We start from the raw sequence: 13,379 nt of genomic DNA on the forward strand, positions 1-13,379 counted from the left end.
ACGCCATGCGCCTTATTCCGTAGATCACAGCAAAGAGAAATGCGGCATTGCACTGCCACACTTCTCTTTGCTGTGATTCTATATGACCTGCACGATCTGTTCCCAGAGCAGGATATGTTTATTGTCGATTGCTTGATTGCCGTGGTAGTGACCGAACAGCCAGTAATGGTACCGGGCCTTTTCCTGAATCTCTTGAAGGAAATCCGTAAGCGGATCTGCCTTATTGTAACGGTTGATTGCTATGGCGAGATCAGTTGGGGCACAGTGAGTGATGATGTAGTCCACTGCCCAATCGTGTTTGTCCAGGTTTTGTCGAGCCCTAGTATACTCGTCTTTCGAAGGGAGCTCCTCTGGCCACCAGGACTGTCCTAACACTCGGTATCTGCGCCGCCCCATAATCTCGAGCATCATACGCCGGGTTTCGAAGTCTGGTGCCTTTGAGTCCAGAATTCCATCCTCCACATCATGGCTCTTGGCCCCGCCCATGGTGAAGAAGGTATATCCCTGAAGTTCAAACACATGTCCTCGCATGAGGTGCAGGATGTTGGGCCGTATCCGATGCACCATTCCTCCATGCCACATCTCAAGTGGGAATTCTGAAAGCAGCGTGAAGTTCTCGTGGTTTCCATCCACCCATAGGGTGGTCCAGGGCTTGTCATTCAGCCAGTCCAGCCAATAGTTTTCCTCCTCAGAACTTTCCCAGAGGCCTCCGAAGTCACCACAGATAATAACGAAGTCGTCACGGGACATGTTGGCTCGTTCCGGGAAGTATTTTCGACCAAACCGGCGGAAGGTTCCGTGGCAGTCTCCCGTGGCATAAACACTCATGCCGTCACACTCCTCTCGTCTTTTTCCAATGCCTGTTCAATTTCCACGCCGCTGCGAAACGTCACTTTGATTCGCGCCTCATCCAGTACAGTCACCTTTTCCAGCAGTTGATAGAGTACATCTTCTTTCCACTCTGTAATTTCCGCCGAAGCAGCCGGCAATGCTGCCTCTGCAGCCTTAGTCCGACGATACATCTGCTCATTTTCTCGGTGGAGTTTCTCTATTTGCGCTCGACGCTCTTTCAATTCGGACATGGCGGTGGAGATGCGCCGGAATTGCTCTGCATTCTCTGAACTATCAGCAGAGAGGGAAGCTTCTTTCAGCAGCTGATCGAACTGGTTTGCCAAATTCTCTAAAGCCCGGTCGATATCGGAAAGGCTTAAGCCTTCGCCGGGGATGGTCAGCAGTTCCTCCCTCATAGCACTGATTAATTTGTCTGTCAGATCCTCCTGACTGGCCATCACGCGGTTGACAGCAGTTAAAATTGCTTGCTTTAGCAGATCTTCATCAATAGTAACGGAGTGCTTACAGTATTTTGTTCCGTAGGTTATCCGGCTGATGCACCGCCACACCACACGCTGATATCCCTTTCGTTGCCAGACACATCGCCGGTAAGCAGTTCCGCACTCGCCGCAGAATAGCAGGTTGCTGAGTATGTACTTACCGCTGTATTTACACCGGCCCGTTGGCGCACTCTTTTTATTCCCTCCGGTGCGGGCACGCCGGCGGGCAAGCTCCAGCTGCACAGCATCGAACTCCTCACGGCTGATGATGGCCGGATGATGGTTTTGGATGAGATACTTGGGGAGCTGTCCCGTGTTTTGAATGACCTTTTTGCTGATACAGTCCTGGATGAAGGTTTTCTGCAGCAATGCGTCACCGCAGTATTTCTCATTGGTCAGAATGCTCTGAATACGGGCAGGGGTCCACTCTGTCTTTCCCGTGACAGTCAAGCAGCCTTTTTCTTCAAGGGCCGCTTTGATGGTACGAAGGGTATCGCCCGCCAAGTACCGCTGGTAGATGAAACGGACGGTCTCCGCCTGCTCCGGAATGATCACGGCCTTCCCATCCGGCCCGCGCTCATATCCCAGCAGCCATTTATAATGCAGGTGCGCGTGACCAGAACGCATGGCCTGTCTGATCCCCCAGGTGACGCGGGAACTGGTGTTCTCACTTTCGGACTGAGCAAATGCGCCGTAGAGCGTGATGAGGAATTCGCTCTCCGGATAGATGGAGTTGATATTCTGCTCCTCAAAGATAACCGGAATCCCCAGGTTTCGCAGTTCCCGCGTGAAGTTGAGCGTATCCACAGTGTTCCGGGCAAATCGTGAGACTGACTTTGTCAGGATCATGTCGATTTTTCCCTGTCGGCATTGCCTGATCATCCGCAGGAAGTCCTTGCGTGAACAGGTCGAGGTCCCAGTCTTTCCCTCATCTGCGAACACATCAACCATCGTCCAGCCCGGTTCATTCATGATTTTGTCGGTATAGTAGTCACGCTGATTTTCATAACTGGAAAGCTGCTCTTCATCGTCGGTAGACACTCGGCAGTAGGCTGCCACCCGCAAATTCCGCTTACGCTCTTTCTCTTGAGCCGTTTCCTCCTTTGGGGGGATCATAATGACATTCGGAGCGATCTCCTTCATTTCACAGCTTCTCCTTTCAGTATTTGTTGGTTTTTCAGCAAGACACTGACTACTCCATCGACGAATGTGACTTTCCGGACACTCTCATGAAGCATTTCTCGGTCCAGTTCCATCATGAGATTCTGCGCTCGAAACAGGCTTTGCAGACGTTTGGTTTCATATTCCTCCACTCCGATTGCATTTAACCGCAGCACTGCCAGATGCACTGCCATAGAGCGGATCTGCGCTTCCTCCACCGGCGGGGAATGGAGTGCGTCATCCAGTTGTCGCCGGAGCGCGCCTACCTCCGATTCTTCCTCCGCGTCCGCTGTGCAGGAGATCATATCGGGGTTCTCAATCAAACCGTTCAGGAGTCCCAGCACCTGTCCTTCCACCCAGGAGGGAGGAGTACTTCCACACAGGCGCCGCAGTTCTTTTTGCGCCGGGGTCTGGTGGCGGGGTGGTACTCGTTCCTGTTTGGAGACCTGTGACGCATTAAATTGTTCTTGCTTCAGGATCTGGGGGAACCCTCCCTCTCCAATGTACCTCCTGTCTTCTAGAATACGGGCCACCATATTCTTATTCCACGGCTTTCCGGTATCATAGGGGACGCCCCGCTCCTGAAGAGCTCCCACCAAGGTACTGTAAGAGGCCCCCGCAAGATATGTTGCAAAGATCCATTGAACCGTCGCGGCTTCACTTTCATGCGGTACGATCTCCCCACATACGATCCGGTAACCAAAGGGCTGCTTTCGGTTAGTTGCCATCACCGCACCGTCCTTTCTATCTGTTCCGTGAGCTCCAATCCATTGATGAGGTGGAACCGCAGTCGCCCTTCTTTTTCCACGATGATTTTTTCTACAAGCTCGCTGAACAGCTCCTCATCGAACTCTGCAAGGAGATCCGGCCCAGATTCCAGAGCATCCATAATAGCCAAGGTCTGTTGGATCGTCTGATCCTCCTCAGCCTCCAGCAGTCGCTCTTTTTCCAGCTTTGCGGTGCGGAGCTGTTCAGCCAACCTGTCGCGTCGTGATATAAAGAGATCAGGATCGACAAGCCCTTGCTGTTTCAGCTGGGCCAGAAGTCGATCCTGACTGATAATGTCTGCGATTCTGTCATTCAGTTTTACAATGTCCATACTCCATAGCATTCTTGCCTCTCGGGCTGCCTGGAGATCCTTGAGGAGCTGCTTAAGAATATTGATCCCCTGATGGCGGAGTTTATAGTACATACACAAGAACGCCGCCTTTATCTGCTGTTCGGGAAGCCGAGCAGTCTGGCAACGTTCAGGGTAGCGGTTGTGCGTTTGACAAATCCAGCAGACTGATGTTCCATCAATGCTCTTTCTCTTAAATGTAGAACCGCATGTCTGACAGATTATTTTCCCGGTAAACACATACTTTCCTTGAGAATGCGGATGCAAAGCCTCCCTTCGCCTCTCCAGAAGATTTTGCACCATTTCAAACGTATTTCGTTCAATGATAGCGGGATGCGAGTTTTGAATGTAGTATTGAGGATATTTTCCATTGTTCTTAACGATTCGATGTGGAAGGGTCTTTGTTGTATATGATTTTTGGAGCAGTGAATCTCCGACATATTTTTCATTGCTCAGAATATAGCCGACTGCGGTCATTCCCCAGCAAGGCCCACCTGCTCTTGTAGGAACTCCATATCGGGTGAGGTCTTTTGCTATACTTTCCAAGCTTTGACCTGACAAGTATTGCTGGAAAATGTGCCGAACGACTTCCGCTTCGTTTTCATTGATTTCTAGTTTCCCGTCCACCAAATCATAACCAAGCGGTGCATTGCAGGTTATGAACTTCCCGGCTTTCATCCTCACCTGATAGCTCCATCGCATCCGTTCGGAGATAGCCTCGCTTTCCTTCTGCGCAAGCATCGCAAAGATGGCCGTCAAAAGTTCGCCGGATAATTTAGAGGTGTCAATCTTGTCTTCTTCGAAGCAGACCGCAATCCCCAGTGCTTTCAGTTCTCGAACAGCCTCCAGGCTTTCTTTGGCGTTTCTTGCAAACCGAGAGGAAGACTTGACCAGTATTTTGTCGATTCGGCCTCGGCGGCAGTCTGCCAACAGCCGCTGGAAATCATCTCTTTTTTCCGCAGAAGTCCCTGTGATTCCTTTGTCGGCATATACATCAACAAACTCCCAGTCAGGGTTCTGGTGTATCAGCTCCGTATAGTGGGTAGTCTGGGCTGCAAAGGAGTGGAGCTGGTCTTCAGAATCACTGCTGACACGAGCATAGGCAGCTACCCGCAGCTTTCGTGTTTTTTCCTGGCTGACAGGCGGGATAGCAATCACCCTCGGCCCTTGTTCCAACGCCAGCGATCCGACGGTGTTGCGTTCTTTCCTCATGATTCCACCCCCTCTTTTCAGCAATACACACTACCACACGTCTGGCTAAATAGCCATATTCAAAAGAGACGAGTAAATTTGAAATAATTATATGAAAATAACTATATCTGCACCGACATCCACTTTGAGTCGAGCTGCAATTCGCTGTGCCTCTGTTTTGCTGATGAGTCCCGCATCTTTCAGGGTCTGGAGCATATTCATCAGCCCCAGGTAATTGATATTGACATCCATCCGGTACTCCTTCCTATGCTAAAGGCAAAGGGATCTTGCCCCTTCTCTGGTAGTAATAAATTAATTTAGAGGCTGCCCCAGATAATTTTGGAGAACAATACGGCGTTCCATTGTTCTGGGGCAGCCTCATTTTGTTTCTTCACGTACAGCACTGCGCTGTACCTACTGGCTCTATTCGACACTACTTCCCGAGCCATGGCAGCAACAGACGGACCGCGCTGGCGCGCGTCACGGGAATCGCACCCCTCCGAGGATCTCTCCGAGCTGCCCCCAAAAACTGGTTTTTATTATGGGCAGGAGTATCATTACTAGATTGTTGATGAGGGTCGGGCTGGGTAAACCCAGTCGCAATGCGAAACAGCCCGCCACAGGCTGCTTTGTGGACAGATGGGAACCGCTCTGCACCTTATTTGGCCGTCTTTGATGGATTAATAGCGGTCGAAGCAATCGAACTCAGGGTAATATTTTTTTCGTGTCGATCCACTTATATATCCACAGGTGGTCTTGGCGCATCCTCCAGCGTCGCTCTGGCCTCCCTCTCGGGGGCCCTCTCATCAACGGACGTATCCCTGTTGCCGGATATTCTATTTTCAAAGAGCAAGTGAGAATAACTTCCTTCTCACTTGTATAGGGGAAGAAGTAGGCGTTTTTATAACCCTCCAAACTTATTTTTCTAAAACTTTTTTGAGATATCTTAGAATACGAACCTTTCGTTTATGTACTGCAGGCTGTGAAATACCCAATTTTTTTGAATATTCAACTTCACCCTGACCCTCAAAAAATATGCCCTGCACCAGTGCCTGATCTGCGACAGACAGGGTCGAGATTGCATGGTACAGGGTCTTTTTTTCCAATGGTTTGAGAATAATATTTTCTGGGGTATTTACAGCATCGATAAACTCGTGGAAATTTTCATATCCACAGTCCTGAGCTCCGATCAAGGAGCTCAGCTGAATTTCGTGGGCGAAAAAACTATCATTGTTGTCTCTGATATTCCAGTTTGTCCTGTTATATGTGCGATAAACCTCCGCAGATACAGTGACTTCTTCATATTTCTGCGTACAAGTATTAAAAACTATAAGGATATACTCGGAATTGGCATCCATTTGCCTTCCCTCCTGATTTCAAAATTTTGATGAAAAATCAAAATCTTGAAATCAGGGGTACTTAGCTATATAAGCCTCCCAGCCCACGCCGGCCCTCCTGGTACCGGGCAGAAAAAGACCGGAGGCACATTCCTGTACCCCCGGTTATTTCCTGCCGCCATATTGCGGCAGGAACAAAGAGGCCCCAGATGCTTTTCAGCGTCTGGAGCCTCTAATGACTTGACCTATTCATTTTTGTGCATACCTGCCACTGTACCGAGTATAGCAGGAGCAAAGTCGGAAGGGAGTAGGGATTGGGTCGGTTTTTCATCGGGAATTAGTCGGGAAATCGTCGGGGCACTTCCATTTCTTCCTGAAGTTCTGGAACTGCGTATCCAAAAAGGCAGACAGAAAACAGGAAAAGAGCCTCTCGTTTGCGATCATAGAAGACGCTTCGCTCTATATTTAACTCATCCAGCAGTTCTTTCTCTGTGCTATTGAAGCGGTGAATAAACTGCTTGACCAGTATCTCATAATAAAGCTCGCCACGATCCGGATATCGTTTCAGGCGAAGTAGAGCTCTATCAATCACATCGACCAACATGCGGCTCTCCATTACGCAGCAGACCTTCTCCTCAAATTCTTGGAGGTCAATATCTGGGGCGAAGTTTTCCAGATAGCAGAGGCCAGCGTCGGCATCCCGATTTCCAAGCTCCCATGCGTATTCGTGTAGCTCCTCAGCTCGCTCACTGAGAACCCATACCACATCTCGGTATATTTTCAAGATCAGCTTTACCCGATGGTACGCCAGTTGACTGTCAAATCCAAGGGAGGCCATCTGTTTCTTGCACTTCTGGACAGTGACGCTCTCTCTCCTCATGCTATCTCCTCCTTTCATGTTCGCTGGAGTGCGAACAAAACGCATAGCATCAAACTATATTACTTTTAGGGGTGGAGGCCCTCTTGCAACAGAGGGCCGGACCATACGTGCTTACAGCAAATTATGAGACTCCAGTCGAATTTGTATAGCCTGCTTGGAAACTTGGAAGATCTGAGCCATCTCCGCAATTAGCTGTTCCTCGCTTTTTCCTGGGCATAGACGGTAAAAGCACTTTTTGATTTGAGGGATAGGCATTAAGAGTGCCGTTGCCAATGCATCAGCTTGTCGCTCAATCAGGCCATGGCTTTCATCTGAGGATGTTTTCCCTTCATAGGCTGCTACATCTCCAGTTCCAGAGTACAATTTCTGATGGAGAACCCAGTGACCAAGTTCATGGGCGCAAGTAAATCGCATTCTACCAAGAAGCCTGTCCGCACAGAGCCGATCATCCACTAAAATAGTTCCTGCTTTAACAGCAATCAAACGATATCGTTTCTCTGCTTGGTCATACAAAATGGCGGCTCCATCATCAAAAATCGTTTCTCCAAGAACGCTTCCGTTTTTTCGAAGGGAATGGTACTCCAGAATCAAATTAAACTTCGTTTCAATGATTGTCTCGATTGGAATCGCTTGGGGAGGGCCTTCCAGCAAGGCGCGATCATACTCCTGTAGGATCTTCCGCCCGATGGTTTCAATTGCCTCCAATCGGTACTTCGGAACATACAAGGAAATCCCCCTCCTTAACTTTGGCGGTTTATCAGCATTTCCATAAATGCTGCCCATTCCTCATCTGTAGCATCTACTTCTTTCGCAACTCTCAGGGCTGCCCGAACTATATCGTGCTTTCGGATATAATCTGGCAGATCCGCTGGGACAGTCTGCCTGGAATCTGCGGCTAAATCCAGAAGCATTTCATGTTCCTCTTTGCTCAATTCAAGAAAAGAGGATATGCGCTCTACAAATTTCCCCTCTGGAGCCGGGCGACGCCCCTGTTCGATATCGCAGAGGTACCCATAGGCAATTCCAAGATGCTTGGCAGTATCACGGAGATTCAGTCTGGACTCTTTTCGTCTTGTACTGATAAAAGCCCCAAAGGTCATATTGCTTTCCCCCTTTGTGGTTGGTTCGCTTGGATGCGAACATCTTATCTATATTATAATTAGAACAAATGTTCTACGCAAGGGATAAAAAAAGTAGAGGGGTAAGGTGTTAAAAATATATAACACCTCACCCCTCTGTTATAGGAATTCATGAGCAACCCGCGCCATCTCCTCCACACATTCCTGTGGAGCAATGATCTTGATTCCTCCCATGAATTTAAATACCCAACCATAAAAGGTTCCGCTTGGGTTCACCTCGACTTTGGTCACAAAATGGTTGCTATCGTATGGATATGTTGCCGCTGTTTCTCCATAATAATCCACAATGGTCTTCATAAAGCGATTCTCGCAGAGAAGTTCGACACAGACTGTGTGATCGGCTGCAAACATATCAATCATCTTATTGCTGTAGTCAGCCACATCGAAATCAGGCTGAGGGATGTATGTGGATTCCAGAATTTCTACTCCGGCCAGACGATCTACACGGAAGTGCGCCATTCCATGATGCTTATGGGAATATCCAATCAGGTAGTAGTGATCGTTTTTCCATTCCAGAGCGTAGGGGTCCAGCTTATAGAAATAGCCATCATGTTTGAGAATCCGCTCTTTTTGGGGGGTGTACTCATAATACTGAAATTGGATTTGATGACTCTCCAATATGGCATTTTGGATACCGTCGATGATGTAATAGACCTTTTCGTTATGTGGCTTAATTCGGCTTGAAATCGCAGCCAGACGCTGGAGCTTTTCGGCCTCTGACTCACTGGTCAGCCGACAGAGCTTTTGAATAAGCTCGTTCGTTTTATCTGCTGATATTACCTTGGAGGATGCAACCGCATCTGTGAGCATCTTTAATTCAGGGTATTCAAACAGCCGTGCGCCAATAAAATACTGGTTCTGAGTGCTTTTAATCACCACCACATCGATCCCAGATGCAATGAGGTCTTGAAGATCTCCATACACCGTTTGTCGCACCGCATGGATGCCCTTTCCTTTAAGGTAATCCAACATGTCAGCAATGGTGGCAGGATGTTCTTCATCTGTTCTCAGATAAAGGTATCTCAGCAACACTAAAACTCTAATGCTATTTTGTTTTTGCATAGCTATGTCCTCCAGTTATTGAAGCACACTACTGTTCTGACCTTTGGCGATGCACAACCCAATATTGATAATCACAACAGTATCATATCACACAATAGGCTTACACTCACATTTTACCGCTGCCCCGCAGCATATTCTCCCATATTGATGTCCAGCACCCCTCTGGGTGGCTGGATCAGGGCGTCCTCATACTGGCACTTCCACTGGAACTCCCGGCTCATCTGTCCGTTCTCCACACCATCTACGGTTTCCCCATCCTGAATGGGGTTGTCATTGGCCAGAATATAGGACGCCACATTGTAGGCGTGGTTTACCACCCAGTTGGGGTCCATGCCGTGGAAGTGGTACTGGAGATCCGGCAGAAACAGGGTGCTCATGCCCACTGTGTCGATAAGCATATCCTCAGTGCCCTCAATGTTGAAGAATCGGACATTGACGCCAAAGCGGATGAACCGATCCGGGCCCTCAATCTGATGGGAGCGCACATCCTCCGCCAGAAACAGTTTGCCGCAGTTCTGGAAATAGAACGCCTCACAGGTGGGATACAGTTCCGCCAGAGCCTCCACGAAGTCGGCATCCAGGTTGGCCCGCTCCAGCGCCGGAAGCGCCGCAGCCAGCATATCGGTGGCCACCACCTGGTACCGGCACTCCCGAAAGATCCGCTCTCGGTCCTCCTGGCAGTCCCACATCTGGCTCATCAGGAAGGCGTCAAAGCCTTTGCCCTTGAACTTGTCGCATTTCATCACCATCAGCTGCACCGGGCATTTGCCGTCCTGAAATTCCGCGATATGATCCAGGGCGGCAAAGCCGACCATCTTTTTATCACGGCAGAAACACTCTACAGCACCGATGTGCTTTTCCATCACAGCGGTCATCTCATCCCTGTCCGGCATGTCCACCGGCTCTTTGAACAGCATCTGAATGAGATAGGGGCCGCCGGGCTGAGGGCCTTTTTTGTCATCCAGGTTCTGCTGGAACACTTTATTGCTCATTTACTTTCCTCCTTCTTCTCCGGGAACAGCTTCCACCGGAACTCCAGTTCTTTCTGGACAAACTCTTTCGGCAGGCCCCGGGGATTGGCGATGAGATACCATACCCGAAAGGTGCGCTTCTTCGGATCTGCTTCCTGCCGATAGAGCTGATAGCCCGCCTCATCCTCCTGTGTCCACTGTCCTGTCTGCCGCTTGGCCTGCACAAAGGGTTCCACCACCTGGTCCAGTTCCTCTCTGGTGCGGCTTGAGGCCCAGGCTTGATCCACATCATTGGCGTGGGAGAGATGGAACAACATCGAGCCCATCCCGTTCTTTGCTTTATGCTCCGGCGTTCCGCGCAATTCCACCTGACGTCGGTACTTCTCCAGCTGTTCCGCTGTTCCATACCGTTCCACCATCGGTTCCCGCACATAGATGTACCAGCTGTAATCCTCTGGCTGGGTAAAGGGGGCACAGACCGTCTGGAGCGCCGCTGTCGGGTCTACTTCAAAGCAGTCGATAAAATCGAGGTAGTTGGCTTTGATCAGGGGCAGGAAGGTGTCCAGCAGCCCGGTGTCCAGCCGCAGATCCTTTGTCAGCATCCGAAAGAATGAACCGCCTGTTGTCGGTTCTATTATGAAAGAGTAGAGCCGATCATCTCCCTGCTTTATGATACAGGTGAAGCCCACCTCCACATTTCCATGGCCGATTTCGTAGTCTATGTAGTTGTAGCGGCTCCGGTCAAACCAGATCTGATAGGTCAGCCCGTTTTTCGTTTTCTTTTTGAAGTCGCCTTTTTTCAGCCGCTTCCAGCCCTTTTCCTCCAGGCCCAGGCCGTTCCACAGGTAGTCCAAAAGCTCCTGAAATATATCTGCCGGGCGTTTTTGTTCCATAGTCTCCACCTCCTTGCAAAAACTTTTTCTGGGATTCAGCGGTCATTTGCAAATCAAATATGGAGCAGGGAAACAGAGGCACAAACCATCTCATTCACGATTCATTTTCTGCCGTCACGGGTCGGACTTATTTTGCTCCATTGCTTGGGCGATCTGTTTCATAGCCATGTCGATATAGAGATACACCCCATCACGATCACAGTGGAACAGGTTGGAGTAACATGTGCTTTCGTTCGGGTGAAGGGGATTCGGTTCCACTACTTCGGTGGCTTCCAGCAGACCAGTACCCAATTCAGCCGCAGCAGTAAGAGCCTTTTTCAGAACAGCAAACTGCCCATCGCTCCAATGTTTCTCCAGATCTTCCAGTACCTTTGGTTCCTGCTCCAGATCCCGGAGAATCTGCAAAACCTGATCTGGAGATAGGTACACGCCGGAGCAGTAGTTTTCAATGATCTGGTTCTTTGCCGGGTTGGGTAAGGCAGTGGGCACCACCTGCGCCCAGGGGGTGAAGTACCGGGCATATTCCGGCTTTTCCTCCATCAGGAAGGAGAAACTGCTCCCTCTGGTATAATAGTAGTCCCGGAAAAATCCCTGGACCACCGCAATATAAAAACCATGGCTTTTATCAAACAGCTCGTCCGGTTCTGTCTCTGCCCCAACCCGCAGGGTGTCCAGATACTTTTCTGCATAGAAATCCTCGATTCCATGCTGCGCGGCAAGGGCCAGAACCTTTTCTTCCTGTCCCTGCTGTATCCAGGTTAGGGGAGTAAAATACAATTCCTGTATTTCGTCTGGCGAGATCGGGTGAAAACTTACATCGTATCCCATAAAAGTCCTCCTTAGTAATCAAGCAAGATGGGCACCTGCTGTTCCTCGGCAAACCGCATGGCCCGCCAGAACATGGAGAAGGCGAACTTGGCCAGGGATTGGGTCTCATACTGGGTGTGTTCCGGGATGTCCGCCTTGCTGTACTGTCCGTCCGGGCCTACGGTCCCGTCTACCGGGTACCCTTCCGTATCCGCCCAACCAAGGATGGTATCCTCAGCGGCCTGCCATGCCAGCTGGTTCAGCTTCTCCAGTTCCTTCCGCAGTCCGCCCAGTGTGGCGATCATCGCCCGATCATCAGTGGGAAGAGGCGCTTGAAAGAAGAAGGCATCAGCCAGAGGCAGCCACCAGGTAGCCCCACGGAACAGGGACCACACCCGCTCCTCGTCCGATGCAAGACGGGCGACCAGGGGATGCTCCCCGAAGTTCCAGTCCTTCTCCACAGTGGAAGGCACCGGCTCATTGTATGTATGGCAGGCAGCCACCAGCAGCATAGCGCCGAAGGCATCCCAATCCGGCTTGTCGGTGTAATAGGGCTTCTCATTATCTTCCGGCCAGGGGGTGTAGGGGGGCTGGCCCGGTTGAGAAATGGCGCTCAAGATCTGATCCCGCCAGTTCTCCACTGCAGCCTGGACCTCAGCTGGGGACATTTCTTCCTCGTTATCAGCAGCTTCTCCATCCGGCGTGATTTTTTGAAAGCCCCATCCATTTTCCTCTGCCCACTGCTGAACAACAGTTTTCCAGTTGTGAGAATAGTACCGGGTCAATGTTCCGGCGTAGATGTCAAGTCCCATCGTGATGCCTCCTTTTCTGCTTGATCAAAGCCGTTCCAGGGTACAGTCGTGCCCGGAATGGTCTGTATCCAAAATGATTTCCACAATGGTGTCCATATTCTCTTTTCCGAGATTACGGACGCTTTTTTCATAGGCCAGCCACTGGATGTGGATGGGTTGTCCATACTCATGCCGCCCAAAACCGCCCCGGAGAATATCGTTGAAAGCGTTCAGGTTCCGACCGATCTTCCGGTCCAAACCAAAGGTAAATACCCGCTCCACTTCGTCATAAAACCCGGCCATGTTAGAAAAACGGCGGCCGTCGATGGTGAACATCTCTCTCATGTCCATATAAACGGCTCCTTTAAGTGGTATTTCTCCATAATTTTCTTTTCCAAAGATTCATAGGCATCCATATCCTCTGGCTGCGCTGGAATACCCTTTTCCCACCAGTAACCGTTCCCATAGTAGAAACACATAGCCCAGTAATAAGGCAAGTCATGGCTGAATATCGCCACTCCCAAGGCATCGGTCACTGGCTCTGCCAGCGGTGAGCGTTCCACTGTCTGGGAGGCTTCCTCATAGGAGATCCCTACCAGCTCCACCAGCAGGTGCTTCACCAATTCACAGAAGCTGTACTGGTTGAATATGACCTGACCATCCTCATCTTTGAACACAATCCCATCTCTCACCATGGTA

General features: G+C 50.1%; 16 protein-coding genes. All 16 read right to left on the reverse strand.

Features of this window, described 5'->3' with window-relative positions:
- Positions 1–78: 78 nt before the first annotated feature.
- The gene (locus KFE19_03540) at positions 79–828 is read right to left on the reverse strand and encodes a metallophosphoesterase (protein QUO38595.1); all 750 of its coding nucleotides are present in this window, start codon (positions 826–828) and stop codon (positions 79–81) included.
- On the reverse strand, positions 825–2,474 hold the full coding sequence (locus KFE19_03545) for a recombinase family protein (GenBank protein QUO38596.1): 1,650 nt from the start codon (positions 2,472–2,474) through the stop codon (positions 825–827). Before KFE19_03545 ends, KFE19_03540 begins: the two co-directional genes overlap by 4 nt.
- Positions 2,471–3,220 carry a recombinase family protein gene (locus KFE19_03550; GenBank protein ID QUO38597.1) on the reverse strand — a complete coding sequence of 250 codons (750 nt, stop codon included), beginning with the start codon at positions 3,218–3,220 and terminating at the stop codon, positions 2,471–2,473. The genes KFE19_03545 and KFE19_03550 overlap by 4 nt, the downstream gene beginning before the upstream one ends.
- The gene (locus KFE19_03555) at positions 3,220–4,821 is read right to left on the reverse strand and encodes a recombinase family protein (protein ID QUO38598.1); all 1,602 of its coding nucleotides are present in this window, start codon (positions 4,819–4,821) and stop codon (positions 3,220–3,222) included. The genes KFE19_03550 and KFE19_03555 overlap by 1 nt, the downstream gene beginning before the upstream one ends.
- 87 nt (positions 4,822–4,908) lie before the next feature.
- Positions 4,909–5,052: a hypothetical protein gene (locus tag KFE19_03560; protein QUO38599.1), complete on the reverse strand. Its 144-nt coding sequence runs from the start codon at positions 5,050–5,052 to the stop codon at positions 4,909–4,911.
- A 665-nt stretch (positions 5,053–5,717) separates the two neighbouring features.
- Positions 5,718–6,158: a sigma-70 family RNA polymerase sigma factor gene (locus tag KFE19_03565; GenBank protein QUO38600.1), complete on the reverse strand. Its 441-nt coding sequence runs from the start codon at positions 6,156–6,158 to the stop codon at positions 5,718–5,720.
- A 316-nt stretch (positions 6,159–6,474) separates the two neighbouring features.
- The gene (locus KFE19_03570) at positions 6,475–7,017 is read right to left on the reverse strand and encodes a hypothetical protein (GenBank protein QUO38601.1); all 543 of its coding nucleotides are present in this window, start codon (positions 7,015–7,017) and stop codon (positions 6,475–6,477) included.
- A 111-nt stretch (positions 7,018–7,128) separates the two neighbouring features.
- On the reverse strand, positions 7,129–7,743 hold the full coding sequence (locus KFE19_03575) for an ImmA/IrrE family metallo-endopeptidase (GenBank protein QUO38602.1): 615 nt from the start codon (positions 7,741–7,743) through the stop codon (positions 7,129–7,131).
- A gap of 14 nt (positions 7,744–7,757) precedes the next feature.
- Positions 7,758–8,117: a helix-turn-helix domain-containing protein gene (locus tag KFE19_03580; GenBank protein ID QUO38603.1), complete on the reverse strand. Its 360-nt coding sequence runs from the start codon at positions 8,115–8,117 to the stop codon at positions 7,758–7,760.
- A gap of 138 nt (positions 8,118–8,255) precedes the next feature.
- The gene (locus tag KFE19_03585; protein ID QUO38604.1) at positions 8,256–9,218 is read right to left on the reverse strand and encodes a WYL domain-containing protein; all 963 of its coding nucleotides are present in this window, start codon (positions 9,216–9,218) and stop codon (positions 8,256–8,258) included.
- A gap of 113 nt (positions 9,219–9,331) precedes the next feature.
- Entirely contained in the window at positions 9,332–10,210 is an 879-nt protein-coding gene (locus KFE19_03590) for a DUF4261 domain-containing protein (GenBank protein ID QUO38605.1), read from the reverse strand.
- Complete coding sequence (locus KFE19_03595) at positions 10,207–11,082, reverse strand: spondin (protein ID QUO38606.1); 876 nt, start codon at positions 11,080–11,082, stop codon at positions 10,207–10,209. Before KFE19_03595 ends, KFE19_03590 begins: the two co-directional genes overlap by 4 nt.
- Positions 11,083–11,196: 114 nt before the next feature.
- Positions 11,197–11,910, reverse strand: a complete 714-nt coding sequence (locus tag KFE19_03600; GenBank protein ID QUO38607.1) for a hypothetical protein — start codon at positions 11,908–11,910, stop codon at positions 11,197–11,199.
- Between the two features lie 11 nt (positions 11,911–11,921).
- The gene (locus tag KFE19_03605; GenBank protein QUO38608.1) at positions 11,922–12,701 is read right to left on the reverse strand and encodes a hypothetical protein; all 780 of its coding nucleotides are present in this window, start codon (positions 12,699–12,701) and stop codon (positions 11,922–11,924) included.
- A 24-nt stretch (positions 12,702–12,725) separates the two neighbouring features.
- Positions 12,726–13,031, reverse strand: a complete 306-nt coding sequence (locus tag KFE19_03610) for a barstar family protein (GenBank protein ID QUO38609.1) — start codon at positions 13,029–13,031, stop codon at positions 12,726–12,728.
- On the reverse strand, positions 13,022–13,375 hold the full coding sequence (locus KFE19_03615; GenBank protein QUO38610.1) for a hypothetical protein: 354 nt from the start codon (positions 13,373–13,375) through the stop codon (positions 13,022–13,024). The genes KFE19_03610 and KFE19_03615 overlap by 10 nt, the downstream gene beginning before the upstream one ends.
- Positions 13,376–13,379 lie beyond the last annotated feature (4 nt).

This window comes from Dysosmobacter sp. Marseille-Q4140, from assembly GCA_018228705.1.
Taxonomy (GTDB): Bacteria; Bacillota; Clostridia; order Oscillospirales; family Oscillospiraceae; genus Oscillibacter.